Below are 26189 nucleotides of genomic sequence, written 5' to 3'. Positions count from 1 at the left end.
TCGTCTATGTCTTCGCTTGGAAACCAACCAACTTCCTGAACAATTTTAGTTCAACTTATATAGTATGGCAAACGTTGGGGCGACGTACAGGTGGATATCGTTGGACCACTCATTAACAAGCGTAGCGAAATTGAAGCTCTCGGCTGGGATGTTCATATTGTTGATGGGTTTAATCACACCCAAGCTATGCAAGCGGCCAACGTCCTGCCGATTGTACGTCCTTGGTTAGATTCCAAGCTAATACGTAATCAATAAATAGATCAGCAATGCGCACGACCCTTCCCTCCTGGTAATAAGGCAAAAAAAACGCTAACGAAGTGAGCTCTCACTCCGTCAGCGTTTATCACCTTCGCTATCATTCTCTAATAGGAATAACCATGTTCCAGGTGTTCCGACCACCAAAATTCCCGTCTCCGTCTGCCGTAGCTGCAAACAAATGAGTCGGTTTCCCATTCTGGAACAGCAGGAACGGCCTTTCGAAATTGCCCATACGCCTTGTCGTTCCGTCATCCCAGGTGACTTGCCGTGAATAAGCTTTAGGATTTTCGGCAAGCTGCCAATTCATACCGTCCCGGGAATGAGCATGAATACCTCCGTGCTTTTCTCCGCCCACGTTTCCGTTCATGTCTTTGGCTATCATCTCATAACCGTCTTCGGTTTTCCATACGAAGGGATCTTCAAGGTGAATATCCGAAGGCGGGAAAATCGGTTCCTCGCTCATAGCACGGTAAGGACCTGTGTAATGATCCGCCCATGCTGCCCCAAGAGCCATATCGCTGAAGGTATGTCCCTTGTAAGCTCTGGATTTGTAAATGAGCAGTACAGAGCCATCTTCGTGTACACAAGGAGCCGGATTCGATGTAAGATAGCTGTCGAACTTATCAGGCCGGACATCTAGAATTGGCTTGTCCAGTCTCTCCCAAGGTCCTTCTACACTATCCGCTGTGGCCAAGCCGATCCGTTTGTTGGCTCTGGCCACGATACAACGAGCATCATCCAAGTCGTATTTTTCGCCTGGCGCTACATCGGGGAAAGGATAAGTTGTTCCCATGTAATACAGGAGATATTTACTTCCATGTTTAACGATATGTGGATTATGAGTACTGCGGCCGTCCCAATATTGTGCGCCTCTGGCAGGCAATACGACCTCTTGAAATTGGTACGGACCTTCAGGCGTGTCGGAAACGGCCCGCACTACTTCCGAATGGGCAAGCCAACCCGGATGCATAGGAAGATGCTTAGGCCAACGGGAGGCGAACATATGGAAGCGTCCGTCCTCGCTCTGGACTACCGAGCCGCACCAAACCCAATATCCTGTCATTTCAAATCCACCGTCTCTCGGTGCTGGTAGCAACCGCTCATATAAGTTTGTGGTCATTACTATTTTCACTCCATTCCAGCCCGACAGGGCCATGCTCTCCTTCCATTATAGATTCTCTCCAAATGCATTACTATTCAGAAAATCATTCAAATTAAGCACAAAATCAATCTTTGATATGTTGCAAGGGCCCCATTCAGCCATTATACTTAAGTTACATAAACGAATGGAAAGGTTGCGTCCCCATGTCATGTCTGGAGCTGTCGATTCCTCCTCTTCCCGTCCTGGTCACGGTGAGCAAAGTCAAGTTTCCCAAGTCATATCAACATTATGAACGCATATTCTCACTGTACGATATCATTTTCGTCCGATACGGCACCTTATATATGAATGAAGACGGGATCCCTTACGAAATTGGGGAAAATCAGATGCTCGTTCTGGAACCAGGCAAGCTGCACTATGGCCATATCGCCTGCAGGGAGGATACGTTGATTTATTACCTGCATTTTCAACATCATTCTGCTCACCGACTCGTGCACCCCGAAGAGATCCGTTGGCATTCCGTTCTACCCATCACCACATACCGCGACCTTGAACCGCAGGAACAGTTCATGTATATCCCTAAATTCAAAGAACTGAACACAAGTCAGATTTGGTCGCTTCTGGACGAGATGATAGAACTTCGCAACCTCTCCGTCCTTGAACAGATGCTCCCTCTTCAGGCTCTATTTGGACAATTGCTCATGATGCTTCAGAAAATGTCGAAAACTTCACATAATCACCACAGTCAACAAATCTGCGACGACATTATCATCTATCTGAATGACCACATAAACAAACCTTTCCGCCTTGAGGAGATGTCACAAAAATTAAATTTTTCTATTGATTACTTGTCCAAATGTTTGAAGAAGCATACCGACTTAACGCCTCTCCAATATTTGAACAGAATTCGGATGTTGAAGGCCAGAGATCTATTGGAGCACTCTGAATCATCCTTGCGGGAAATTAGCTCTAGTGTAGGTATCTCTGATATGAACTATTTTTTTCGTCTGTTCCGCAAACACTTTGGGATACCACCGGCGAAGTACCGCGCCTCCTTTTATTCCGTCATTTCTGAACGCTCAATAACTTAACCAGCATTGACCTTTCAATTAATTGATTTAAAAATAGCCCTCAATCTAAAGATAGAGGGTTTTAGTCATGTGCTTATTGGGCAATTTTCTTCTCGATCGTTTCAAATCCCTTCGTGTCATTCCACATCTGTTCAAATTGCTCTGTGAAGGATTTGGCTACCTCATCGTTACGCATGACCATCAACACTTCATCATTCATCGTACTGGCTGCTTTGGAGTAGTTAAATGATCCCGTAGTTGCGATCTTCTTATCGACAACTGACATTTTAAGATGCATGAGGCCGCTATGCTTGTTAACCTTCATCGGGACACCGGCGCTGCCCAGTATTTTCATAGCTTCGCCCTGTACTTTGCCATCGGATTGAACCTTGTCTGTGATGATCCGAACTGTTACGCTTCGATCTTTTGCGCTTTTGATCGCTGCCACTATATCTGGATGAGTCAAGCTATATATGGCTATGTCCAATGTCTGGCTTGCAGCATTAATGATATCGATCAACGCTTTATCGGGATGCTGATCAGCACGAGTGAAGTAATATTCGCCCACCGACTGCCCCGTTGTTACTGCGGTCGATTGAGTTAACCCTTGAGCCGGTTTACTTAGATCTGACTTTACAGAAGCCTTTACTGCGGAGTAGCCTGCTATCACAATAATACACACTAACGTAATACGTCCGATAACTTTTTTCATCATTCACCTCTATGAAGTTTATAGCAATATTATCACATGGCAGGTAATTGCATGCAAACAAAAAATGCCTTCGATCCCAAAGGAAAAGGCTCTTGATATTCCCTCGTGGTTGAGATTATGGTCAGGAAAAGTTCACTTTACTGGGTATGGTACTTTATTCCTATATTTGGTATAGTTGTATCTGACAATATCAGACAAAAAAAGGGGTTTAAAACGTATCATGAAAAAACAGTTTATTTTATATTCGTCAATCGCTGCATTATGCTTGTTTGCATCCGGCTGTGGTTCGGCACCTAATCAGACAAATGTTCAGTCATCTTCTACACCAACTACCGTTCCCGCTACAGCACCCGCAAAAAAAGAAGAGCCTATAAAAGCTGTTACTTTAGAGAGCCTTGTTCAAGCATTTAAAGATGGAGGCCTTGAAGCTGAAACGCCTACTAAAATGGAGGCAAAGGACTACGGAATGGCACCTAAATTAGGTAATGGGTTGCGCGTTCTTGTTCCATCCTTAGGAAAAGACATCGGAGGCCGTGTGTTACAGTTTGAAAATAAAGCTGATTTAGATAATATTAAAAAATATTACGATGAGCTTGGGAAAAGTTCAGCTATGCTGTATTCCTTTACTTATGCAAAAGGGCTATTTTTAATTCAAATGAGTGGGGACATGAAAGAAGATCAATTTAAAAAGTATCAAGATGTAATGGATAAATTGATCAAATAATCAAATATGCCCTCAATCCCGATGATGAAGGATGAGGGCTTTTGAACTTACTTATCACTTGGGAATAATCAGAAACGCCAACTTCGAAGCTGTAAGCGTTGTACACTGCCCCATCACCTTATACAGCATATCCCATTGCCATTGTATTTTTTGCTAATATATTTCATCTAGCGAACCGCCCAGCGCCAAAAATGCATCAATTACATTTTTTAATGCCTGTTTCTCGGAATCAGTTACTTCATAATCCGAAGATGAGTCTTTTCCCGTAAATCTCACAATGGGTTTTGGGGAAGAAATTATATTTTGTGATATTTCCAGATCTCTTCTAGTAAATGCTTTATCCCATGTCTCATAAATCTTGCTTGATTTAGTTGTTCTTTTTACATTATTGTAATCTACGGCAAAATCGAATGTTTTATCATCCGTCTTGATTTTGTAGGATTGAACATACAACCAACTTAATCCTTCAAATCGGAAGACCATACGCAATTGCAGTTTCCCTTTTTCGGGCTTTCCAACATAAGCGTGAACGCTTGATCCGGATGCCTTTGTTGAAGTATCAGTGTGCCAAGTTATATTTTCTACTTCATCAACTTCCGCCTTCATTTTTGAGGTAGCCAAGGCGATTCTTTGTTTATCTTCTTCTTTTTGCTTAACCTGATCACTTTCGATAAGTATTAACAATTCTTTTGATTTTGCAACTTCTGGTGACGATGGGTATTTTGTTGTTAAATCCTGAATCGTTTTTTTAGCATCTGTATACTTTCGAGCGTTGTACTGGTCTTGTGCTAATGCAATCATTTTTCCGGGACCGTTTTTCAGTTCATCTAATTCTTTCATTTGTAACGAAACTTTTTTATTCAACTCATCATTGGCAATCTTTAATTTTTCGTAATCCGATTTCATTGTTTTGAATTCGCTTGAATTCTTGGATTCGCTTGAATTGTCACAGCCGATTATTATTGCAACAAAAACAAGTATTACAAAAAATAACTTATAGTACGACCTGTTAACATAGGGGATTTCATTTTTTTCAGGTTGTCGTTCTTCGTTCATTCGCTCTTCCTTCTCTCTTGCCAGCGCATTTTTGATTTCTTCTTACGACATCATTAGCTATTTTACTTCCTGTGATTTTTGCTTCTGTTGTTCTTCTCATGCCTCGTTGGATATTATTAACATTATATCGTAATATCCAACAAAAGGTAGAGATCATTCGGAAATATCTGCATAATCAACGTCTGCTATGTTTTTGGAATTGAAATACATGTTGTTGCCAGAACGATAAATGAGATCGAGAACACAGATGGAGTCGGTGCTGACGTCTCTAAATCAAAATTAATTTGTTGCCCATCATTCTTAGCTATCAAGAAAATCATTCCTGTAAGTAGCACCTTGATTCTCCCCTCAAAATTTAACTTATACAACATACTTTGACTTGCATAATTGTTTTTTTCTCCGCAAGATAATTAATAATGTAGAGACCTACGATGCCCTGGTAACAGCCTACATTAAGTCGACCATTCTTAAAAAAGAGGGTATCGTTCCTGAAGCTGCATTGGTGTAAAAAATATCCATTCCTCTAGCCATCTTTCTTATGAGGTGGTTTTTCTTTATTCCTAATTTTTTTCACTATTAACCTAGTAAACTAGCCCTCACTGTTATGAGAAAGAAGAATAGAATATATCACCAAACAAAAAGTGAGGCGATATATATGAATCTTTTACTCAATCGGTTTTATGGTATTGTCGTTAGAAACACGAATGGAACTACGACTGTCTTTAATGGACGAGTTGTAGCCAAGAGCCGCACTCATACCACCATCCGGTTTATGAACTCTAGAGGAGTCATTATACGGAGAGCCATACTGACCGCCCTAATTATCAGAGCTATCCTAATTTAATTAAAATTCAAGATGAAGGAGTTGCTGAGCCAAGGCAATTCCTTTTTAATCGTTTACACTCGAACTATCATTTGCTCGGAATATCTTTGAATATCGCTTGATCCATTAGTCAAATTGCGTCCTTCTGTCGGGATACTTCGGTGCCATCTTTCGATTCGGATCATTTCCATTGTTACAGTCTACACACCTGCAGCCAGTGGATGAGTGATCTGGACGACTCATAGATGATGTTATAAACGCATTACCGCCCATGGGGAACTCGCGCCAGCAAATAAATACAGGTGAAAGGAAATAAGCTGTCACTCTCCTGCCAGATCAGTCCACCCTTCATAGAGTTGCCTTTAAAACCTTGGAATGTAATGCCCCTTTCATCACATCCCTATTGAGGATATTCATTCGGCAGCAGAGGTGGTTTTGCTATTTCAAAACAATTTTGATTGAGTCCCTTAACAGGAATATAGGCTCCTTAATGGTTTATTGCTTGAGCGATTTCTGATAAGCATTAGTCTCAATCCCTGCGCGTTCTGGCAACCATTCCTGATATTTTTTGATAATGACTTTTACTTGCTCCGTAAATTCTAGATGCGAATCAATAGGATTCAACAAGATGAATTTGTTGTTCACGTTAATTCCAATGGTAAAGTCTACAGAATCATCCGCAGACTCCTGCTCGCTTATAGTCGGATCAATCCCAGTATTTCCATGGGAGATCGATAGAGAAGCTACAAGGCAGGCTGTAGAAGAACGTTTAGTATCAGCCCGCATCTATAAGCAATTTAATTGTCCCATTCCGATCACCTACCCCCCGTGTAATAATGGTTGATCGGAACGGTTATTCCCCAGCGCCTCCGCCAAGAGTACACGCTAACGTCATACGGCATTCTACGTGCCTGTTCAAGCGCATCGGCATCAGGATTGTGTGCATCGTCGTTTTCCTTCTGGCGTAAGGCGTCCAGTGAACCACTCCTGCCAACTCTTCTGGACGTTCCCGAATGATTCGGAAGAGATTTACAACGTCGCCGTCAAGATCGTTGACCGTTTCGAGTTGCGAGGGCACTTTGTTAAAGAGTACTGCGCCGGATCCGAAGAATGGTTCGAGATAGGTTGTATGCTGCGGCATGTCGATAAGCCAATCCGATAGATTCCACTTGATGCTAGGGTAATGCAGTATCCTTGGGACTGCCATGTCCTTGCCTCCTCTCCTTGGTATAAGGGGTAATAAACTATTAATTCTTTACACGGCTGCCGCACTACGTGAGCGTTTTTAGTAAATCCATTGTTGTCCCCTGCAGCTTGTCCATTTCATTTGATCCTATCAATGCATTTACTGCTAGTACGTAAGATTGAGAGGAGTGATAAATATGTCTATAAAATACTCAACAGGTCCACTTGAAAACACAGGCAATAATCGTTCAGTTGATACCGTTACCCATGTATTAAACAACAATCGAAACAAAACTGTAACAGCAAAAATTAAAGTTTTCGCCTTGGATGGTACAAAAACAATAATCGACGAAGTTACTGTAAAAGTTCCATCACGTTCCAATATTTTTCATACAACTACTATTCCTGTTAATGTCATTACGTATGAGGTTCAAATCAAAGTACATCATGAAGATGATAACACCGTGCTGGTTGGCACTTTCGGAAGAGACGCGGCCTTCAATCAGAACCCTAATCATATCGTGCATCGAGAATTTACACGCATTGATGTCTAACTTTATAACGATAAATAGCGAATATATGCCTGAGCAGCCAATGATTAATGGCTGTCTCTTTTTTTTAACAAGTAGTCAACTTTGTTGTAAACTAATATTCTTTGTGACGTATACCATTCCATGTACACCGCCCTATCCAAATTATTTTTGCTTGATAAGCCCGTAAGCTGCCAAAGCTACTTTACGAATCCATTCCACATTTTCGGGAATTTCCTCGTCCGACATTTCGCAATTTTTTTTGGACTTCTTCATACCCGTTCCCCCTCCATTCATGGCTAATACCTCATAGTTCCGTCTTTCGTTCAGCACATTATATATCTACTTTGCATTTAATGTTGAGAAACTAAAGTAGAAAAGAGATGATTGTGTGGCTCGTGTAAAAGCTGTTCGTCAGCCCGATTTAGTCCTTATCAGCTGGTCAAGGAACCCTCTGGTACCCGGTTCAGCACGCAGGATTATTTCTTCGCGTGTTATTGGAAGCGCTCAACCATGTAAGGCTAATTTGGCACCTAATCGATTGCTTATCAATGCATATAACTGCCTACTTGACAATGACATTCGTTTTAAAGTGGTCTTTAGGAAAAACACTTCTGATATTAGCGGTTTTGTATTACTACAACGCAATCATTAAATAGATACTTCTCTGGCCTCGTACATAAAAAGATGTGCGAGGCTATTTGATTTCATTTTCTTAGCGCAGTATACGTGTTCCGTTTTACCGTGTACGCAATGGCTCATGCTTCCCTCACAATGTTTCAACTGGTACTATGCAAATATAGTACTACCGAAAAATAACAATACTTGGTAAGTTATGTTTAGAAAGGTAGTGTTCTTATGTTTCTTCCCGATTATTTTTGGATTAAAGTTATTTCTATAGTTTTCTTTTCAGTATTAGGAATTTGTGTAGTGGCAGGTTGGTTTGGTTATTTAATATGGGACACGGTTAGAATGGCGAGAAGTAGAAAAAATGAATCCTGTTGAGGTGAATTACTCGTGTTCATAACCGTATTTTATCGATAATTGTAGCAGTTTTTCTCTGTACTTTAAAAGTGATCGCGGAATGAAATGACCTTGTTCATGTCGGCATATCCCAATTGCTGAATAGCTAGCTTTAAACTTCCAGCAGCAGAATCTCCAAACACAATATGCACCTTTATTTCTGCATGTTGCTTCATTCGCTTGAACTCACCTCTCTATCCCCCCAATGATCAGCTGTAAGATGCTGACTGATCAGGTCCCTATTCAAGTCGATCTTAATTCATACAGGCCATTCTGAAGCCTAGGGCTGGCTGAATCTGTGACTTTAATAGAAACTGTTGTATCGAACACGGCTGGTGTTCGTCCACCCGGGAACCAGGGCCGCTGCTTGATCTACAACAATCAAGAGGCCTTCCACGTCACCAAGCGGCGCGAATTGCTGCCCGTCCCCACCCCATTGGTTAAGCTGAAACGCTTCAGTGAGCACCCTGGCAACCAAGCTTCGTCTACCGCATTGTCAAGCGTATGGTGAGCGATGAACTCAATCAGATTATCGACGCAACGTGATAAAACGGATTTTCCGTGGGCGAGCTCTCCCGGAAAGAAAGAATCGATTCCCCAGCTTGGAACGACAGATGCGGCTGTTGATCCTCTAGAATGTCCATCCCCAACAAGGAGCCATAAAAAGCTTTCATTGCGTCGAAGCGATGTGTGCGTATGATTACTGCCTTCCCTGGCTTGCTTGCTCAAAAAATAAGACTTGAAAACAACTGTATGCTGTATCATCATTAGGGGGAGGCAGCCTCCCCTATTCACTGTTTGGCAAGCCTCTACTCTAATGAATAACTCTAAGGAGGAACAAGCGAATGAAGGTGCATTTTCTGGGAACCGCTGCGTATGAAGGGATTCCGTCACTTTTTTGCCAATGCTCCACTTGTCATCAAGCTCGTGAACGAGGGGGACGTAATATTCGGACACGAACATCAGTAATGATCGATGAAGTACTGAAGGTTGATTTTCCGCCAGACACGTTGTATCACTCGCTGAAATACGGAATTGATATGAACAACGTGCAGGATCTGCTGATCACACACTCCCATTCCGACCACTTGTATGCAGAAGATATGGGAATTCGCGCTAAAGGCTACGCACAGTTCGGAAACAGCCCCCTGCATGTCTATGGTCACGAAATACCCCTCCAACGCTGTCAGCAGGCATTAAAGGGGCTGTCCCACAACTATAAATTCCATAGGGTTGATCCTTTTGAATCCATCAAGACGCAGACCGCGACCATCGTTCCTCTACTGGCGGATCATGATCCAAATGAAACTTGCCTGCTCTATTATATTGATAAGGAAGGTACAACGATACTGTACGGCAACGACAGTGGATGGTTCCCTGAACAAACCTGGAATTGGCTGAAGGATAAACAGCTCGATCTGGTTATCTTGGAATGTACAACAGGCCATAGTTTGAACAGGAACAATCATATGAACGTCGAAGCAGTACTTGAAACGAAAATATGGATGGAGGACAACAACGTCCTGAAACCGGGAGCTCAGGTTGTGGTGACCCACTTTTCTCATAATGCCGGCTTATTGCATGAGGACTTGACGGAAATTTTTACACCGGCTGGCATACAAGTAGCGTATGATGGGCTAGTCGTCCAATTGTGAAGAGGAACTATCTTATGTATCGACAGATTTAGACGTATCTCAAGCTGATCGCGATCGAGCTCAATCGTACTTCTCAGCCGCTCCCATCCAGCACCATAGGTATCTCGATCCTTGCACGGACGCCCTGATCTTCGCGAAGCGAATACTGTATACCATAGTTGATGCCAAAATGCAGCTGAATGCGCTTCTGCACATTAATAATGCCATATCCTTTGTTGGGCTCTCCATCATGCAGAATCGCATTTAGCTTCTCAATATCTACTTGCTTGTATCCATTGTCCTCAATGCTGATGACGATGCGTTCACCGACCATTTTGACAGAAACCCTTAGCTCACCATCGTGACTCATATTTTTGATACCATGTAAAATCGCATTTTCAATGATAGGCTGCAGCACAACTTTTGGGACCAGGTAGCGTTTCGTTTCCTCTTCGATGTCCCAGTAGACCTGGAACGAGTACTCGTAACGAAATAGCTGCAGCCTCAAGTAAGCCTCCGCATGATGAATTTCCTCCATAATAGGAATGAGCAGCTTCCCTTTACTCAAGCCAATACGCATAATCAGCGATAAATCCTTTATCATTTGAGCGGACTCGGCTGCACCCTCCATTAATGTATGCCAATAAACCGATTCCAAGGTGTTATACAGCAGATGCGGATTGATTTGCGCATGAAGCGTGGACAGCTCTACCTCTTTATTTTTCAGCTCCAGCTCATACTTGTCATATATCGTTTGATTCAGCCGGTTCGTCATACGAATGAACAGATTGTTCAGCAGTACGATTTCGTTTTGGCTGTCCGATTGTATGGAGATGGACAACGACTGTCCTGGATGATAGGAGTTCGTGATGCGCGCCAGCCTGGAGATTGGTTTCAATATCGATTGAATGAAGTACATACTAGCGAGAATGAGAATCAGGAAATATACAATCATAATCCAATTCACCAAATGCTGCACACTGATATGATCGATAATAATCGACTCCACAGGCACTCTCATCAGCAGCTGCGTATTCGTGTATTCACTTGTATGCAGGATGCACATCAACTCGTGATTCGCCTCTTTTACTTTGTATACCCCTTCCAGCTTATATGGCGGCACACTCACGTTCGTTCCGACGCTGTAATGTTTCGTATTGCTTGCTAGCACAGATTGAGAATGGTCGAGCAGTACGACCTCAGCATCCGTATATTTGCTGAATGGCGTAAAATCCATCTGCAGCTGAGTTTCAATACCCGATACAGCCAAATAACCGATAACCATCTCTCCATTGTATATGCTGTTCAGCTGGCGAAGGTAGGCAACCGTCTGTGTATGGTTAGGATTATATCCGAATTTATCGATAACCCGAATAATCCCTTTTCCTTTGGCTTCGCTAGCGTCCTTAAACCACGATAATTCATTAAAATCGGTGGAGTAGAAAATTCCGTTCGTTAACAAATCCGGGTTGGGGACAAAAGAATACGATTTATCCTTATCCGATATAAACAGCGAGTACCGTATCGCATTCGTCGAGTAATTATTCAAATATTTGTCCAATGCATTAAAGATAGCAAGTCTTTCATATTCGGATGAGGAAGGCAAGCTGGCCAACTGTTGAATCTCTTGCGAAATCATGATGTTCTTGGTCTTTTCCTCGAAATCGGTGCTTTCCCGATCCAATGTCAAATGACTTCCACTCACTAGCTGCAGCAGTGCATTGCCGACCTGTTCTTCCGTAATGGATTCGAGCTTTTTGGCTACGACAAAATCGATAACCAGAATGGGAATGACGACGAATACGATGAGCAGCATGATGAGCTTCTTCATCAATTTCATATTCCGCAGCATTTTGATCATAGCCTCATGCATCCCTTTCTCGTTTCATGATACTAGATGTTATATATTTACAATAAATTCGTGAGCATCCGCACCTTTTCCTTTAAATAAAAGAAAACACCTTCAGAAAATGTCTTCTGGAAGGTGCTATTTCAAGTTGAGGAGCTGCTAACCTTTTACACTTGATGCACTTAAGCCGCGTATAATAAATTTCTGGAATGTCAGGAAGAACAGGATCGGCGGCAGCATGGCCAAAGTGAGAATGGCAAAGCGAACACTCCACGGAATGACTGAGGTCGGATATACGACATAACGATAAATACCGGTTGCTAGCGGATACATGCTTTTTTCCGTCATCACGATATTAGGCCAGTAGAAATCGTTCCAGGTATTGGAGAAAGCGAGCAGCAGCAGGGTCCCGATGATCGGCAGGGAAAGTGGAACCGCAATCGTTGTGAAGGATTTAAATTCACTGGCCCCATCCATCCTTGCCGCTTCCAGAATTTCTTTGTGGATGCCGTCAAAGAAGTTTTTTAGCAGCAGCATAAAATACGCATTCACCGCAGCAGGTAGCCAAAATGCCCAATACGTATTAATAAGCCCGAGACTTTTCAAATTCAGAAAATTAGGTACGATATAGGTGGCAGGCGGTATCAGCAGTGTAGCCAAAAAGTACAGTGTCACCCATTTCTTGAAAGGAACCTTCAAATGAGATAGCGCAAAGGCCGCCAACCCGATAAACAACAGCGAAAATACCATATTGCCGACATAAATCAAGATCGTATTTTTCAGAAAGGTCAGCAAGGGTAAATCAAATTGTGTCCAGGCATCATAATAATTTTTCCAGATCCAATCCTTCGGGAAAAACGTCGGCGGAAAGCTGAAAAATTCTTCGCGTGTTTTGAGTGAGCTAAAAAAGGTATTAAAGAACGGATACAGCATCGTAATCGCCATGCAGACAATAACCAGCACCATAAGTGAATAGCCGAGCTTAACGGACACCTTTTTAAAGTCATAGCTTGAGATAATCCCGCGATCTTCTTGTTTCATGCCTTGTCACCTCTGCGCTGCAGTAAATTATATACAATAGACAACAGAATGAGTACAAAAAACATCAGACTGCCCATCGCGCTTGCCTTGCCAAAATCAAGATCACGAAATGCGGTATGGTTAATCCACAGCAGGTAAGTCAGCGTTGCATTGTTGGGTCCGCCATCGGTCATTGATAATTGGGCCTGAAAGCCCTGTGATGTCGTGATGAGCTGTAAGAGCAGCAGCAGTACCATGAGTGTCTTGATGCTGGGCAATGTGATGTGCCTGATCCGCCGCCATATGCTGGCGCCGTCAATCTCAGCCGCTTCATACAGATCCTTCGGAATGCTGACAATCGCGGCAATATAGATCAGAGTCGCCGCACCAAAGCTTTGCCAGGTTTCCAGTAGCACAATCGAGATCATCGACATTTGAGAGCTGAAAAAATCTACCTTCGTGAACCCTATGCTTTCCAGTAGACTGTTAATCGGGCCAACCGCATCAAAAAACCATAACCACATCCCATAAAGCACAATAGCGGGAACGGCGCTTGGCAAATAACCGATAATTCGAGCCGCTCCCTGAAAGTATTTTAATTCGGTGACTGCAATGGCGACGAGAGGTGGAATCCAGAAGCCAAGCAGGATACCGAGAGCCATATAGTAAAGTGTGTTTTTGATGGAGGTGAATAATAGATCGTCCTGCGCGATGTTCAGATAATTCTCCAAGCCAATAAACTGATTGCCATCCACAAAGTCGATGCTGTAAAAGCTGTACACGATGCCTTTAAAAATGGGTACCCATAGAAATATGAAAAACAAAATAAGCTCAGGCAGAACAAATAAGGTGCCCCATAGGTACCAATTCAACTTTTTTCTTGCCTGTGACGTCAACACAGCTTGTCGCGGGAACACATCGGTTTCCATATCAGACACTCCTCATTCATCGGGTTAGCGATCATATGGCATTATGCCATCCACAAACAATCGGACCTCAAACCAACAGAGGTTTAGGTCCGATTATGCAGCCTGCTATTCGACTTTGACTTTATCAAATACTTCAGTCTGCAATTTATCCGAGGTCTCTTCCAACGTTTTCTTCAAATCGACATTTTTGGTGGTGAAGATTTTCTGGATGACGTTGGCCATTTCCGTATAGAACTTTTGTGCCTCGTATTGAGCTTCGGGTTTTCCATCCCACAGGCTGAGCAATTGCGGATCATATTTGAAAACGTTATCGTATTTGGCGAGCAAGCTGGCGTATTTTTTACCAAAGTCCGAAGAGTCATTCCAGTAATTGATCGGTTGGGGAATGTATACGCGATTTTTGCCTTTTCGATCCTCGATTTCTTTTTGAGTGGAGCCGAGGAATTCATCTGTGAAGTATTCATCTGTGATCCATTTGAACGCCGTTTGTTGGGTTTGCTTGTCGGCTTTAGGGTTAATGACGCGGTAGTTCCCGCCCAGAACACCCGTATGCTTGCCACCTTTAGTCAGTGATGGAATCGGATACACGACCAGATCATCCTTGCTGATACCGCCTTCATTAATCGCTGTATCAGCAGCGTTACCGCTTCCACACATGACCATCGCGCCGCGTCCTTGAGAGAACGCATTTAAAGCGTCACCATAACCAAGTGCCCAGTTCTGAGGAATGAGATTTTCATCCTTCAGCTTTTTATAGAACTCCAGCGCTTTCAGACCCGCCTCGGAATTAAATTGGCCAACAACCTTGCCATTGTCCAGCTTTTGCACGTCTCCGCCAGCTGCGTAGAGGAAATTCGTCCAGTTCCAGCCTGCTTCCGGCCCTTTACCCATAGGAATGAAGCCTGCAATCCCTTTGGCAGGATCACTGATTTTACGAGCCGCATCTAGCAGATCGTCCCAGGTCCAATCGATGGGAGGCAGCTCAACGCCTTTTTCCTTGAACAGCTTTTTGTTTAAAGTAATCGTCATGACATATCCATCAACGGGTACGCCGTACGTTTTACCATTAATGACAAATGGTTTGGACAGCAAATCGTTCATATCCTTGGCATGATCCCAGCTATTCATCGAATCTGTCATATCAGCGACCCACTTTTTATTAACCAGCACTTTACCTTCTGTGGCATACGTCGTATATTCTGTTGGTGCACTGTTCGATGCCATTTTCACCCCGATTTCAAGCGGATTATACTGCCAGTCGTCTTTTTTAAAATCCACATTCGGGAATTTGGCCTTGAAACGATTAATACGTTGATCGAGCTGGTCGTTCTTTTCCTTTTGATCCGGTTTGAACCCTTGCGCTGTAATGGTTACTTTATTCGCCGCCGCTGTTTCCTTCGGAGTTGTAGATGCTGTCATATTGTTCGTACTACAACCTGCTAGCAGAGCCGTAAGTGCAAATGCACTGAATGCATACCCTTTCTTATCTTTCATGTGTGGTTCCCCTTTCAAATCATTTCATTAAGGTTTGTTGTCTACACTTATGATTATAAAGGGAACGTTATCTCACTACGATGTGCAGTCTTACGCTAATCATGTCGCATGTTACTGACCCGTGCTTTTTAACTCTGATATGTTGATCCCGAAATGCTTTTTGAAAATTTTGCTAAAATGCTCGGGTGACTCGTAGCCGATTTCTTCAGATATCTCATATCTCCGTTTATCTGTCATAAGAATCAGGCGCCGGCCTTCTTCCATTCTCAGCTTCGTCACATAATCCCAGATGTTAACCCCCATTACCTTTTTAAACAAATAGCTCAAATAGTTCGGACTTAAATGCACGCTGTCGGCAATAACCTGAAGCTTGAGTCCTTTATTACAGAAATGGCTCTCTATGTAGGCTTTTGTTTCAAGCACGACGCGATGATTCACCTCATCAATTTGCGTATGGGTTAAGGATTGATCGTTCATGACACTATCGATATCCCCAATGTAGGACATATAATGCCCTTTGTTGGTGTCGCTCCAATTCAAGCTTTCCAGTGCCTCTTTATAAATGACTGGCCATTGTGTCACACCTTCACGGATGCGACTGATACCGATATGGCATTTAACGTTAACGTATTTATGTAAATTGTTATGAATCATCTGGGCAACCATGAGCAATTGATTCATGCGCAGCAAATCGCGATTCTCTTCTTCGGTTACTTGCAGCAGCAGCGAGAAGGTTGAATTGTGATTATTAAAAACAAAATGGTTCCACTGATTCACCGTCTCATCAATAATGTTCAATGAAGCGTATTTCAGCAAGCTCCTGTCCTTCATTGCAATTATTTCTTCATCATGGATACCGCCCCGATCCAAAGACAGCTTGATCATGAGCATGCTAAAATATTTGCCGCTCACACGGCTTCCAAGCTTCTCCACAATGGAGGCTACATCGGATTCGTGGATCGAACCTGTTACAAGTTCATTCAAGTAATAGTTCTGTTCCAGATTGGAATACTCAGGCAACGCCAGCTGCCCTTCCCAGTTCACCCAATGATGGGATTTACTTTCTTTCTCACTCAGTAGTGTGCCAACAACCGAAACCAAATGATCCGGTGTAATCGGCTTAACCAAATATTCCTTTGCTCCAAATCGGATCGCTTTCTGGGCATACTCAAACTCCCCATGAGCGGATAGAATGACAACTGGAAGAGAAGGATCCTCCATAAAAAGGTTTTCAATCAGCTCGATACCATTCATCTTCTCCATTTGAATATCTGTGAATACCAGATCGATTTTCTCCAAGTGAATAAAGTCCAGCGCTTCAAATCCGTTATATGCAATAAAAACCTCAGAAATATTCAGCTTCGACTGAGTAAGAATAGCAGCGATGCCCTTACAAATCATCGGTTCATCATCCACGATCAAAATATTATACATACCCTCACCCCTATACTTATTAAGTTCTTGATAGCTCGGATGGAATCCTTCATTATTTTACATTTATCCCATAACTGTACACTCATTGTATGGCAGTCCACCCGAATTTGACAGGTGTTTGATTACGATAATTGTGTTATATATACGCAGATAATTCCCTTTAAATGGTATAAATGAAATCAAAAAAGAAGGGCTGCTTATTCGGTTGAACCGATAGCAGTCCTTCTGGGAATGTATTGTTATTTAGCTATTGAGATCCGTCAAGCTTACACGACCCGAGTATGGTTCTTAATGGCGTTAATTATGCGTTCCCAATCGTCAGAGTGAATTTCGTGACCCGTCCCCTCGAGGGAAAGCAGCGATGCATGGGGAAGTTCATCGGCTAGAGCCAGACCATGCTCCAGTGGAAGCACTGTATCTGCTGTACCATGGATAACCAGTGCAGGTGCTTGGATGCTTTGTAGCTTCCCGTCAAAAGAAGCATCGTCTTGAAGCAGTGCATGATTAAACATGCTGAGCAGGTTACTTGCTCGTTTTATTTCTTTTCTGACCTGCTTGTAAGCTCTCTTTTCATCGAATTTATGTTTGGGACCACACAGCAAGCTTGAACCTGCAACCAAATAATTTGCAACCGTATCTTCATCTGACCAGTCCAAACTGGCACCATTAGCATGATAAGCAAGTATCCGCTCATCCATTGGAGGTAACTCCCGCTTATTATCAGATTCGAAAATACTCGATGCGATCAATGTCAAGGTTTGCACCTTGTGAGGATAGCGTACTGCCATAACCTGAGCAATCATACCGCCTAACGACATCCCGACAAGGTGTGCTTGTTCAATATGGTATGCGTCAAGCAACCCGATAGCATCTTCGGCCATATCAGCGACCGTATAATTTGAACTTCCAGGAGCATACACCGTGGAACGCCCAACATCCCGGTTGTCATATCGAATCACGTACCGACCTGTCTCCGCCAATTGTTGGCAAAATTCATCATCCCAATACACCATGGAACACATGGCACCCATGATCAGTAAAACCGCTGGATTGTGAGAATCCCCAAAGCTTTCCGCACATATATCGATTCCGTTTACTCTAATTAGTTGTTCGCTCATATTGATTCCTCGTTTCATTCGAATGTGTTTACATGAAAAAATGTACACTTAAATAAACCTCAGCACATTTACAAAAAAATAGATGAGTCTAGATAAACTGTACTTCAATTTAACGTAAACGAATGAATTTGATAATCACGATAAGCACTCCCTGGATTCATATTAGAAATAGGGTTAGTAACCCGCATCCATTATACCATAATTCTGCTGGTTATGGTTTGCTGACTAGCACGAACAACCCTCTGTAGGATATCATTTAGATTCCAAGCAAGGAATCCTATCAATTAATTTGTAACCTTTACCCAATTCAAACGTGTATAGGTTGAGGGGGGAAGGCATGAAGCGACACACGCTCGACAGCATGTATCAATCGTATGTAAAGGACGTCTATCGGTACTTAATCTCCCTCTGCCGAGATCATCATGCCGCGGAAGATTTGGTGCAGGAAACCTTTTACCGAGCTTATTTGTATCTGGACAACTGTAAGGATGATAAAATTAAGCCGTGGTTATTCAGGGTCGCTTACAACGTTTTCGTGGATTATTATCGCAAAGAACAGCGAAGTATACCCACAGAGACAGAGTTTTTCATGCAGCTATCTGATACTCAAACTCCTGATGAGCTGCTGTTGAAGAAAGAGCTATGGGGGCACATTGGAGATGCCATATCCACATTACCGGTCAATCAAAAGCAAGCTATACTGCTGCACGATTTTCATGAGCTATCGTACCGCGAAGCCGCAGAAATTATGGAAATCCGGTTATCTCATTTTAAAATACTTTTGTACCGCGCAAGACAAGTCGTCAGACAACACAATGAAAGGCAGGGTTCATGATGAGTGATGATTTCAAGCGTCAATTACAAGACTATGCGGACGGTAAATTAACGGGCAATGACAAGGAGCAGTTCGAGCTTGAGCTTGAAAAGATGGAAGCCTACCAGGCTTATCTTGGTGAGCTTATGGGGAATGATGAAGATCGTCATCCACTGGTAGATGGTAGTGCCTATAAGGCTTCCACACCAATCAAAGAAGCATCCCTGCTGCGCAGAAGTAAGTGGCGGGCAAGAATTCAAACCGCCTTGACTGCTATTGGAATCTTGATCACGTTTACCCTCATCAGTGCGATATTGACTGGACTTTTTTATGGATTGGGCAAGCGGTCAAGTATATACCAGGATGTTGTTTCATCTGCGATTGCCCTCACCCGCCCTAACCTCACCGTAAGTGGAGGCAGCAATTCAAACGCCTATTTCACTATGGATTACAAAGGTAATATGAAAAAGAAAATTGGCGATTCAGAGGTTTCTGTCGGAGATTTCCAACTAAAGTTTGTGTTGGGCTGGCCTATGGGGGAGCAAACCACATGGCATTCTGAAAGAAATAACTCCAACACCAGTCTGTTTCTACTTTCCGGGTCAGATGCGGCTAGCAATAATCAGGACTGGGCAACACTTGAGAAGCTTCCTGAGGGTACGGTTACCGAAGCTTTTGTGTCATTGGATAAGAGGTATACAACCGATGAGCTTCTACAGAAATTTAATGGAAAAAATATGACACCTGTTTGGTTTGCCGCCTACACGGGCCAAGAGAGAAAGCTCGGTGTCGCAGAATTGGTGATGAATCCGGTCGGCTTTCCCGCATATCCGCTTTGGCATGCTGAAGACATGCAGGTGACAAGCCGTTCTGAAGAAAAGCGAGGCTGGTTCGGCAAGACTGTCATGGAAAGTTCTATCTCACCAGGCATCCAAACTTATGGAGACGGATCGGTGCGAGACAAAAATTTCCTGGACACTCTGCATCTGCTGCAAAAGTATGCAACGATTACCAATCGCCTTGCCCCATGGCTTCCACTCGAGCCAACCATTACTTATTTGGAGGCTAACGGAGTGAAGCTTTACGGAGTGGTTGTGACCGGACCTACCAAAGAACTGTTAAAGCTTAAAGAGGAGCAGTGGGTGTCCAGCATCCGTGTGGGCGAAGTCCGTTTGTGGAATTGGAATAATCGGTGACAATGATTTACTTTTTATTTTTGATATCCATCATCTTTACGATCCAAGCTGCCGCTTCTGCGCGGGTAGAGAGATCTATTGGGGCGAACAGACCGGTGGTTTTGCCACCCACGATAATAATGCCCGTCTTCTCTACAGTAGACACTGCGCCTCTGGCCCATTCAGGAATGTCGCTGTCATCCGAATAGCTTGTTGTCGTAACGGCTGATAGCGGAATTCCCAAAGCCTTGAATACCATAGCAGCCATCTCGGCATGCGTAATATTGGCCTCTGGTCGGAACGTACCGTCCGGATAACCGCTAACGATACCAAGCTGTACAGCCTGAGAGGTAGATGTCTGCGCCCATATGCCTATCTCGTCACTGTCAACAAATCCCAATTCAGATGGCTGCAGCTCTGGCTTTAATCCGTTCATCAGCATGACTACGAATTCAGCCCGGGTGATGCTGCCATTCGGCCGAAACGTAAAGTCCGGATAGCCGTTCGTTATATGGAGTTCATAAGCCCGCGCAATCTCCTCACTCGCCCAGTGTCCCTCGATGTCGGTGAATGCATCCGAGCCCGGCGCCGTCATCGTTCCCTGCAGTACGGTAATCTGACTCGCAGCTGTAAAACCTCCGTCAACCGTCTTCGCGGTAATGCTTGCCCTTCCGGGTGCAATCCCCGTCACCTGACCTGAGTCGTTTACCTGAGCGATGCCAGGATTGCTGCTGCTCCAAAGCAGCCCTTGATTGGATGCGCTGCCTGGCAGCACGCTTCCCTTGAGCTTCCCGTTGTGCCCCACCTTGACGGACAACTCGGCAGGCTGGATACTAACGCTTTGCACCTCGATTGTTCCTGCAGGATTGGTTACAGTAACCTCGCATGTGGCAGCTAGTCCTCCGTCCTCTGTCCGTGCAGTTATCGTTGCCGTACCGGACGAGACAGCCGTTACATTGCCTTCGTTGTCCACGGAAGCTACTCCATTCTTGCTGCTGCTCCATATGACTTTCTTATTAGGTGCATTGTTCGGGGACAGCGCAGCCGATAAGCTTTCACTTGCGCCCGTCTGCAGCGTTGCTTGAGTCTTATTCAAGGTTATCCCATTGACTTTGACCCGCAAAGCGTACAGGTTCAATTTTGCCTCTTTCATTCCACTTGCATACACGGTACCGTCCTCTCCAATAGTCGGAGCGAGAGCCATGTCGGGGGTGCTGATGCCATACCTCCATTGTGTGCTGCCGTCGGAAGGATTCAAGGCATGAACCATACCACTAGCCGTTAGCAAATGAATGGATCCATTCGGACCGATGACGGTCGGCGTTATGGCTTTGTTGAAAACGGTTTTCCATTTAAGTGTCAAATTTGGCTGTAGTGCATACACGGTTTGATCCGTGGCCCCGGTATAGATCGTACCGTCCGAGCCAATCACAGGAGAAAATGGATTCCCTCCAAAAGTGTACTCCGATTGTTTCGTTCCGCTCGGACTGATCGCATACAGCTTGCTGTCAGCAGCACTGACATAGATGGTGCCGTCCGCTCCCAGTACAGGAACGGTATTGACTACTCCTCCAGCTTGGTACGTCCATTTGATACTGCCATTGGGCTTAACCGCAAATAAAACGTTGCTCTCATTACCCAAAAAGATCGTGCCGTCCTTGCCTATGGCCATGTAAGCGGTCGACTTGAACCCAACCTTGGATGACCATTGCACAGTTCCGTCGTTTGAATGAAGTGCATACAGCGTTCCATCCTTGGCAGCCACGTATATGGTGCCATCCGATCCAAACACGGGCTTGGCATCCACGAGACCTATGGAAGCCGACCATTTTAGCGTTCCATCAGGGTTCATTGCAATAAATTTACCTTCATTATACTTAACGCTGCCAACTCCCATGTAAAGGGTGCCGTCCGGACCTATTGTGGGAGAAACCAGAAGTTGATCTGAGGTCAAGTTATTCCATTTACTCTTACCTTCGCGTGTGACGGCGGATACCATACCGACAAAGCCCGTAAACACAAACTGGTTATATCCCAAATAGACTGTACCGTCCGCTGCCACTACCGGTGAACCTTTAGGATCAATAAGGTCCGCAGCTGGATAATCCCACATTAAGCTGACATTTCCCAGATTTGTATTTGGAAGGATGAGCAGATCAGGTAGGATCCGGGGGAAATTGTCAATAACGGGGGTCGTCAGGTTGGAAATCGGTATAGCGTGAACCTGAGATTCTAATGTGCCGAATAAGCAAGATAATACGGTTATACCGAGTACCATTCTCCTTTGAATATGCCATCCTTGCTTCAACATTATGGACCCACCCTCTCCTCAGACATTTCTACAGTAGCATATTTGATTGTGCAAGTATATTCTACAAAAGTAGTAAAAAAGCAGTATATACATATGCAGGAAGTCCCCTATGGATTTTCATAATGGGCAGTAATATCAAGAAAAAAGAAGAATTAACCACTGTGAAATGGTCATTCTTCTTTTTTAAAATTAAAATGGGTTTGGTTACTTTCCGTCCAGCTTTGCTCTTGCTTCCGTATACTCCTGAATGACTTTATCTCCGCCAGTCTTTCTCCATTGATCGATGGCTTGCTTCCAGCCTTCATCATCAATAACACCAGTGATGTATTTAATTCTGGCCGTATTAATAATTTTGGTCAACTCCGTGCCATTGGTGGATACTGTCGCCGATAAGAGTGGAACGGATACATCCACAACGATGTTCTTCAGGTTGTCTTCCTGTTCTTTCAATATTTTCTCAGTCATTGGCGATGATTTACCTTGAATAGAGGATCTGTCCACGACCTGATTGGTCAAAAACATTTGCCAGACCGTATTGACTTCCTTGGAGACCAACGCCGTGTTTCCTACCACTGTAGGAACCCCGTTTTGATTCGTATAATGGGTTCCTTCGATCCCCCATTTAATTAATGCCTGTCCTTCGGGTGTATCCAATTTATCAAAAGCGGTCAAAATGGCTTTTAGTTCAGCCTCTGTTTTTACGCTAGTCTTCGGAAATGCGAGCACCCCATTAAATCCTGGCTGTGCCGGACTCCTTACAGTACCATCCGTGGATTTGATCAAATAAGCCGTATCGATCAAATCCATTTTGGCATCGGCAATGCTCTTGCCAGCCAAAGCGGGGTTCCGCTGCTGAACCAGCTTGACCAGATTATCCTGCCTGTCCGCTGCATCGGAGAAGTTGTTAATGTACATCCCTCCGCGCTCTTTATCAATTAACTCAAATACTTGTTCCGAACCTTTCACGATTGCGAAATCCTGATTCAATAGCTTCTCGTCATACAGCTTTTTAACCCACTTCAATGCATTCATGTAAGGCTCAGACATAAAGGTCGGCACTACTTTCCCATCCTTAAGTTCCCAGTTGTTGCCTCCTCCAAACATACAAACGATGACATCAAAAGCGTACCCAGCTATGTTCCCACTGCCGTCAACTCCCATCAGCAGACCCGCGGTATCATCCTTGCCGTTTCCGTCGGGATCTTTGGTCGCGAATGCTTTAATTACATTGTATAGTTCATCAATATTGGTAGGCTTCTGTAAGCCTACCTTGGCGAGCCAATCTTTACGCAAGATAATGGCGTTGCGGGCCATAGGCCGGCCTCGAGGAAGCCCATAATTTTTACCGTCGGTTAGTGCATTCGCGATCAGTTTAGGATCATAATTTTTGGCAAATGTCGGCATTGACTTCAGATAGCTTGTAACATCCCAGAACATCCCTGAGCGGACTGCGTTAACGAAGGTAGGCGACTTCATATCCAGTATGGTTATAGCCTGCGGCAGTTCATTGGATGCAATGGATATATTCACCCTATCGTTATAATTAGCAGAAGGAACGAAATTCAAATCCAGCTTGACATTGGCGAATTCCTCAACCTTTTTAATTAAGGGGCTGTCCGCAGCTGGAGCTTCTGTATTATACAAAGGCAGCATCATGCTGAACTTGGTTGGTGTTTGCTTGGCCGTCTCCGCAGGAGTAGTGCCTGGAGTTGTGGCAGTTGGAGTCGTATTTGTGGCTGTGCCCGTGTTCCCTGTACTGCAGCCCGCAAGCAGGGACAATATAACTGAAGAAACTATGGCTGATGTTGTCAACCGATTATTAACGTTCATGGATTCTTCCCCCGTTTAAGTTCATGTGATAAAGCTTATAAGCGATGCCTTGCTCATAGCTATCCTTTAACCGAGCCGAGCAGCATCCCCTGCGAAAAGTATTTTTGCAAAAACGGATACGCACATAGGATCGGAAAGGTTGCTATCGTAATCACACACATCTGAATCGTTTTGGGCTGGATGAGTGATGCACTCTCCACCATATCCCCAATCTGGGAGGATGAACTCATCACTTGCCTTAATACTAATTGAACTGGCCACATTTTCGGATCATTCAAATAAATGACGGCATTAAACCATGTATTCCAATATGTGACGCCAAACATGACCGTAAAAGTCGCCAGCAATGGTTTGGAGGAAGGCAAAATAATTTTAAACAAAATCATCAAATCATTATAACCGTCTAATTTGGCAGATTCTTCAAGCTCCGCTGGCAGCTCCTGAAAGTAACTCTTGAATATAACAAGGCTGAACACACTAATTGCTCCCGGTAAAATTAACGACATATACGTATTTAATAAATGCAGCTTTTGCACGATGATATAGGTAGGAACAAGACCCCCATTAAACATGATAGTGAAAATAACCATAAGCATCAGCAATTTTCTGCCAGTCAATCCTTTGTGGGCCAGCGGATAAGCCATTAAAACAGCCATGATCACACTAAAATAGGTTCCTACAATGGTTATAAAAGTCGACACAACTAAGCTTCTGATCACCACATTTGTAGAAAAAACATACGCATACCCTTCCAGCGACAATCGGCTTGGAAAAAGCACAAAATCACTTTTCGCCAAAATTTCCGGTAGTGTAAACGATGCCACAACGATATGAATAAAAGGCAAAACCGTTAATAAAGAGACAAGTCCAAGGACAACAATATTCAGTATATCAAATGCATGACTCCCATATCTGCTTTGACTGCGCAATACTTTCACGCCCCTAACCTAATAAATACCTTCCTCTCCAAACCATTTGGCAATGGTATTGGATATGACAATCAACAGCAGCGCCGCAACGGATTTGAAAAGTCCAACCGCTGCCGTATAGCTGAACTGGCCACCCACAATCCCCATCTGGTATACATAGGTATCGAATACTTCTCCCAGTTCCCGGTTCATCGTATTGATCATAAGCAGCAGCTGCTCGAACCCCGTATCCAAGAAGGTTCCAAGCCTTAATATTAATAAAATCACGATAGTGCTGCGTATGGATGGGAGCGTAATATGCCATAGCTTTCGCCATCTCCCTGCCCCATCCACTTCGGCCGCTTTATAGAGCTCAGGATTGACACTGGCGATAGCCGCCAGGAAGATGATGGTTCCCCATCCCGTTTCCTTCCAGATGAATTGAAGTACAATCATCGGACGGAATCCTGTCAAGGTCATCAAAGGATTGATTTTATCAAACCCCATGGATACCAGCAGCTCGTTTGCAAGCCCTCCTTCTGTGGTGAAAATGGTATAGGTCAGTGACGATACCACAACCCAGGAAACAAAATGGGGAATGTATACCAACGTTTGAACGACACGCCTGTAACTTATCCACCTCAGCTCGTTAAGCATTAAAGCTAAGATGATAGGCAAAGGAAAAAAGAAAACGATGTTTAATAAACCCAGCGTAATGGTATTCTTAAATAACATCCAGAATGCCGGATCGGTAAAAAAACGTTGAAAATGTTGAAAACCAACCCATTCACTTTTGAAAAAACCTAAAAAAGGCTGATAATTTTGAAAAGCCATGACCAATCCAAACATGGGTGCATACTTAAATGTGAGAAAATACAAGATGCCAGGCACCAGCATGAGATACAGCCATCTTTCTTTAAATAATTTCTTACGGAAAACACTCTTTTTTCTGGCTGTATGGTTCATAGAAGCTACAGCTACGGCATTCCCATTAACATGATTCATGATCGACCCCTCCGAAGTTTATTGCTGCGTCCGCATCTACAACATATCATGCCGTTTTTGTAACAGGCTATAATCAATTATGACACAGCCCGCTGCCCTGCCAGAATCACGGGAAAACCATATGCGGAAGATCGGCCATAATCATTTATAAACAGATAATCATGACACCCATGACAGCTTAAAAA

23 protein-coding genes are annotated in these 26189 nt (G+C 43.7%); 6 read left to right on the top strand and 17 right to left on the bottom strand.

What is annotated here, in order from left to right; translation table 11 throughout:
* Positions 1 to 355 precede the first annotated feature (355 nt).
* Entirely contained in the window at positions 356 to 1378 is a 1023-nt protein-coding gene (locus OB236_RS13855; RefSeq protein ID WP_262684520.1) for a glycoside hydrolase family protein, read from the bottom strand.
* Between the two features lie 185 nt (positions 1379 to 1563).
* Here OB236_RS13855 and OB236_RS13850 point away from each other — a divergent pair, with 185 nt between their 5' ends.
* Complete coding sequence (locus OB236_RS13850; protein ID WP_262684519.1) at positions 1564 to 2451, top strand: helix-turn-helix transcriptional regulator; 888 nt, start codon at positions 1564 to 1566, stop codon at positions 2449 to 2451.
* 73 nt (positions 2452 to 2524) lie between these two features.
* Here OB236_RS13850 and OB236_RS13845 read toward each other — a convergent pair whose 3' ends face one another.
* On the bottom strand, positions 2525 to 3142 hold the full coding sequence (locus OB236_RS13845) for a phospholipase D-like domain-containing protein (RefSeq protein WP_262684518.1): 618 nt from the start codon (positions 3140 to 3142) through the stop codon (positions 2525 to 2527).
* A 220-nt stretch (positions 3143 to 3362) separates the two neighbouring features.
* Between OB236_RS13845 and OB236_RS13840 the strand changes: the two genes are divergently transcribed.
* Entirely contained in the window at positions 3363 to 3866 is a 504-nt protein-coding gene (locus tag OB236_RS13840) for a stress protein (RefSeq protein ID WP_262684517.1), read from the top strand.
* Positions 3867 to 4019: 153 nt separating this feature from the next.
* Here OB236_RS13840 and OB236_RS13835 read toward each other — a convergent pair whose 3' ends face one another.
* From OB236_RS13835 to OB236_RS13825, 3 genes are all read right to left on the bottom strand, one after another.
* The gene (locus OB236_RS13835; protein ID WP_262684516.1) at positions 4020 to 4922 is read right to left on the bottom strand and encodes a tol-pal system YbgF family protein; all 903 of its coding nucleotides are present in this window, start codon (positions 4920 to 4922) and stop codon (positions 4020 to 4022) included.
* A gap of 1318 nt (positions 4923 to 6240) precedes the next feature.
* Positions 6241 to 6531, bottom strand: a complete 291-nt coding sequence (locus OB236_RS13830) for a hypothetical protein (protein WP_262684515.1) — start codon at positions 6529 to 6531, stop codon at positions 6241 to 6243.
* A gap of 67 nt (positions 6532 to 6598) precedes the next feature.
* Positions 6599 to 6952 carry a DNA adenine methylase gene (locus OB236_RS13825; protein ID WP_317259347.1) on the bottom strand — a complete coding sequence of 118 codons (354 nt, stop codon included), beginning with the start codon at positions 6950 to 6952 and terminating at the stop codon, positions 6599 to 6601.
* Positions 6953 to 7127: 175 nt separating this feature from the next.
* On the opposite strand from OB236_RS13825, the gene OB236_RS13820 reads away from it, so the two are divergent.
* Positions 7128 to 7484 carry a hypothetical protein gene (locus tag OB236_RS13820; protein ID WP_076237160.1) on the top strand — a complete coding sequence of 119 codons (357 nt, stop codon included), beginning with the start codon at positions 7128 to 7130 and terminating at the stop codon, positions 7482 to 7484.
* Positions 7485 to 8527: 1043 nt separating this feature from the next.
* Here OB236_RS13820 and OB236_RS13815 read toward each other — a convergent pair.
* On the bottom strand, positions 8528 to 8659 hold the full coding sequence (locus OB236_RS13815; RefSeq protein WP_262684514.1) for a DUF1835 domain-containing protein: 132 nt from the start codon (positions 8657 to 8659) through the stop codon (positions 8528 to 8530).
* 205 nt (positions 8660 to 8864) lie between these two features.
* The gene (locus OB236_RS13810; protein ID WP_262684513.1) at positions 8865 to 9251 is read right to left on the bottom strand and encodes a hypothetical protein; all 387 of its coding nucleotides are present in this window, start codon (positions 9249 to 9251) and stop codon (positions 8865 to 8867) included.
* Between the two features lie 77 nt (positions 9252 to 9328).
* Between OB236_RS13810 and OB236_RS13805 the strand changes: the two genes are divergently transcribed.
* The gene (locus OB236_RS13805) at positions 9329 to 10138 is read left to right on the top strand and encodes an MBL fold metallo-hydrolase (RefSeq protein ID WP_262684512.1); all 810 of its coding nucleotides are present in this window, start codon (positions 9329 to 9331) and stop codon (positions 10136 to 10138) included.
* 73 nt (positions 10139 to 10211) lie between these two features.
* Here the strand turns inward: OB236_RS13805 and OB236_RS13800 are convergent, their stop codons facing one another.
* The 6 genes from OB236_RS13800 to OB236_RS13775 form a co-directional block, all read right to left on the bottom strand.
* Positions 10212 to 11978 (bottom strand): sensor histidine kinase, encoded by a 1767-nt coding sequence (locus OB236_RS13800; RefSeq protein ID WP_262684511.1) that lies wholly within the window; start codon positions 11976 to 11978, stop codon positions 10212 to 10214.
* 147 nt (positions 11979 to 12125) lie between these two features.
* Positions 12126 to 13007 (bottom strand): carbohydrate ABC transporter permease, encoded by an 882-nt coding sequence (locus tag OB236_RS13795; RefSeq protein WP_076237151.1) that lies wholly within the window; start codon positions 13005 to 13007, stop codon positions 12126 to 12128.
* Positions 13004 to 13915, bottom strand: coding sequence for a carbohydrate ABC transporter permease (locus tag OB236_RS13790; protein WP_262684510.1), 912 nt, complete (start codon positions 13913 to 13915; stop codon positions 13004 to 13006). Before OB236_RS13790 ends, OB236_RS13795 begins: the two co-directional genes overlap by 4 nt.
* Positions 13916 to 14020: 105 nt before the next feature.
* The gene (locus OB236_RS13785; RefSeq protein WP_262684509.1) at positions 14021 to 15409 is read right to left on the bottom strand and encodes an ABC transporter substrate-binding protein; all 1389 of its coding nucleotides are present in this window, start codon (positions 15407 to 15409) and stop codon (positions 14021 to 14023) included.
* Between the two features lie 111 nt (positions 15410 to 15520).
* The gene (locus OB236_RS13780) at positions 15521 to 16843 is read right to left on the bottom strand and encodes a response regulator (protein WP_262684508.1); all 1323 of its coding nucleotides are present in this window, start codon (positions 16841 to 16843) and stop codon (positions 15521 to 15523) included.
* A 266-nt stretch (positions 16844 to 17109) separates the two neighbouring features.
* Entirely contained in the window at positions 17110 to 17961 is an 852-nt protein-coding gene (locus OB236_RS13775) for an alpha/beta fold hydrolase (RefSeq protein WP_262684507.1), read from the bottom strand.
* Between the two features lie 337 nt (positions 17962 to 18298).
* Here OB236_RS13775 and OB236_RS13770 point away from each other — a divergent pair, with 337 nt between their 5' ends.
* On the top strand, positions 18299 to 18796 hold the full coding sequence (locus tag OB236_RS13770) for a sigma-70 family RNA polymerase sigma factor (RefSeq protein WP_262684506.1): 498 nt from the start codon (positions 18299 to 18301) through the stop codon (positions 18794 to 18796).
* Complete coding sequence (locus OB236_RS13765; protein WP_262684505.1) at positions 18796 to 19971, top strand: anti-sigma factor; 1176 nt, start codon at positions 18796 to 18798, stop codon at positions 19969 to 19971. Before OB236_RS13770 ends, OB236_RS13765 begins: the two co-directional genes overlap by 1 nt.
* 7 nt (positions 19972 to 19978) lie before the next feature.
* Here OB236_RS13765 and OB236_RS13760 read toward each other — a convergent pair whose 3' ends face one another.
* From OB236_RS13760 to OB236_RS13745, 4 genes are all read right to left on the bottom strand, one after another.
* Positions 19979 to 22261: an S-layer homology domain-containing protein gene (locus OB236_RS13760; protein ID WP_262684504.1), complete on the bottom strand. Its 2283-nt coding sequence runs from the start codon at positions 22259 to 22261 to the stop codon at positions 19979 to 19981.
* Between the two features lie 204 nt (positions 22262 to 22465).
* The gene (locus OB236_RS13755) at positions 22466 to 24091 is read right to left on the bottom strand and encodes a type 2 periplasmic-binding domain-containing protein (protein ID WP_262684503.1); all 1626 of its coding nucleotides are present in this window, start codon (positions 24089 to 24091) and stop codon (positions 22466 to 22468) included.
* A 59-nt stretch (positions 24092 to 24150) separates the two neighbouring features.
* Positions 24151 to 25029, bottom strand: coding sequence for a carbohydrate ABC transporter permease (locus OB236_RS13750; protein WP_408638465.1), 879 nt, complete (start codon positions 25027 to 25029; stop codon positions 24151 to 24153).
* A 9-nt stretch (positions 25030 to 25038) separates the two neighbouring features.
* A complete protein-coding gene (locus OB236_RS13745) occupies positions 25039 to 26004 on the bottom strand; it encodes an ABC transporter permease (RefSeq protein WP_408638464.1) in 966 nt (321 codons plus the stop codon).
* Positions 26005 to 26189: the final 185 nt, after the last annotated feature.

The sequence above is a fragment of the Paenibacillus baimaensis genome, assembly GCF_025567575.1.
This window is presented reverse-complemented; position numbering and strand designations above follow the sequence as displayed.

Bases quoted from the DNA above. Each gene is read 5' to 3' on its own strand.
- OB236_RS13855 (WP_262684520.1), bottom strand. From the start codon at position 1,378: ATGACCACAAACTTATATGAGCGGTTGCTACCAGCACCGAGAGACGGT.
- OB236_RS13850 (WP_262684519.1), top strand. From the start codon at position 1,564: ATGTCATGTCTGGAGCTGTCGATTCCTCCTCTTCCCGTCCTGGTCACG.
- OB236_RS13845 (WP_262684518.1), bottom strand. From the start codon at position 3,142: ATGAAAAAAGTTATCGGACGTATTACGTTAGTGTGTATTATTGTGATA.
- OB236_RS13840 (WP_262684517.1), top strand. From the start codon at position 3,363: ATGAAAAAACAGTTTATTTTATATTCGTCAATCGCTGCATTATGCTTG.
- OB236_RS13835 (WP_262684516.1), bottom strand. From the start codon at position 4,922: ATGAACGAAGAACGACAACCTGAAAAAAATGAAATCCCCTATGTTAAC.
- OB236_RS13830 (WP_262684515.1), bottom strand. From the start codon at position 6,531: ATGCGGGCTGATACTAAACGTTCTTCTACAGCCTGCCTTGTAGCTTCT.
- OB236_RS13825 (WP_317259347.1), bottom strand. From the start codon at position 6,952: ATGGCAGTCCCAAGGATACTGCATTACCCTAGCATCAAGTGGAATCTA.
- OB236_RS13820 (WP_076237160.1), top strand. From the start codon at position 7,128: ATGTCTATAAAATACTCAACAGGTCCACTTGAAAACACAGGCAATAAT.
- OB236_RS13815 (WP_262684514.1), bottom strand. From the start codon at position 8,659: ATGAAGCAACATGCAGAAATAAAGGTGCATATTGTGTTTGGAGATTCT.
- OB236_RS13810 (WP_262684513.1), bottom strand. From the start codon at position 9,251: ATGATGATACAGCATACAGTTGTTTTCAAGTCTTATTTTTTGAGCAAG.
- OB236_RS13805 (WP_262684512.1), top strand. From the start codon at position 9,329: ATGAAGGTGCATTTTCTGGGAACCGCTGCGTATGAAGGGATTCCGTCA.
- OB236_RS13800 (WP_262684511.1), bottom strand. From the start codon at position 11,978: ATGATCAAAATGCTGCGGAATATGAAATTGATGAAGAAGCTCATCATG.
- OB236_RS13795 (WP_076237151.1), bottom strand. From the start codon at position 13,007: ATGAAACAAGAAGATCGCGGGATTATCTCAAGCTATGACTTTAAAAAG.
- OB236_RS13790 (WP_262684510.1), bottom strand. From the start codon at position 13,915: ATGGAAACCGATGTGTTCCCGCGACAAGCTGTGTTGACGTCACAGGCA.
- OB236_RS13785 (WP_262684509.1), bottom strand. From the start codon at position 15,409: ATGAAAGATAAGAAAGGGTATGCATTCAGTGCATTTGCACTTACGGCT.
- OB236_RS13780 (WP_262684508.1), bottom strand. From the start codon at position 16,843: ATGTATAATATTTTGATCGTGGATGATGAACCGATGATTTGTAAGGGC.
- OB236_RS13775 (WP_262684507.1), bottom strand. From the start codon at position 17,961: ATGAGCGAACAACTAATTAGAGTAAACGGAATCGATATATGTGCGGAA.
- OB236_RS13770 (WP_262684506.1), top strand. From the start codon at position 18,299: ATGAAGCGACACACGCTCGACAGCATGTATCAATCGTATGTAAAGGAC.
- OB236_RS13765 (WP_262684505.1), top strand. From the start codon at position 18,796: ATGAGTGATGATTTCAAGCGTCAATTACAAGACTATGCGGACGGTAAA.
- OB236_RS13760 (WP_262684504.1), bottom strand. From the start codon at position 22,261: ATGTTGAAGCAAGGATGGCATATTCAAAGGAGAATGGTACTCGGTATA.
- OB236_RS13755 (WP_262684503.1), bottom strand. From the start codon at position 24,091: ATGAACGTTAATAATCGGTTGACAACATCAGCCATAGTTTCTTCAGTT.
- OB236_RS13745 (WP_408638464.1), bottom strand. From the start codon at position 26,004: ATGAATCATGTTAATGGGAATGCCGTAGCTGTAGCTTCTATGAACCAT.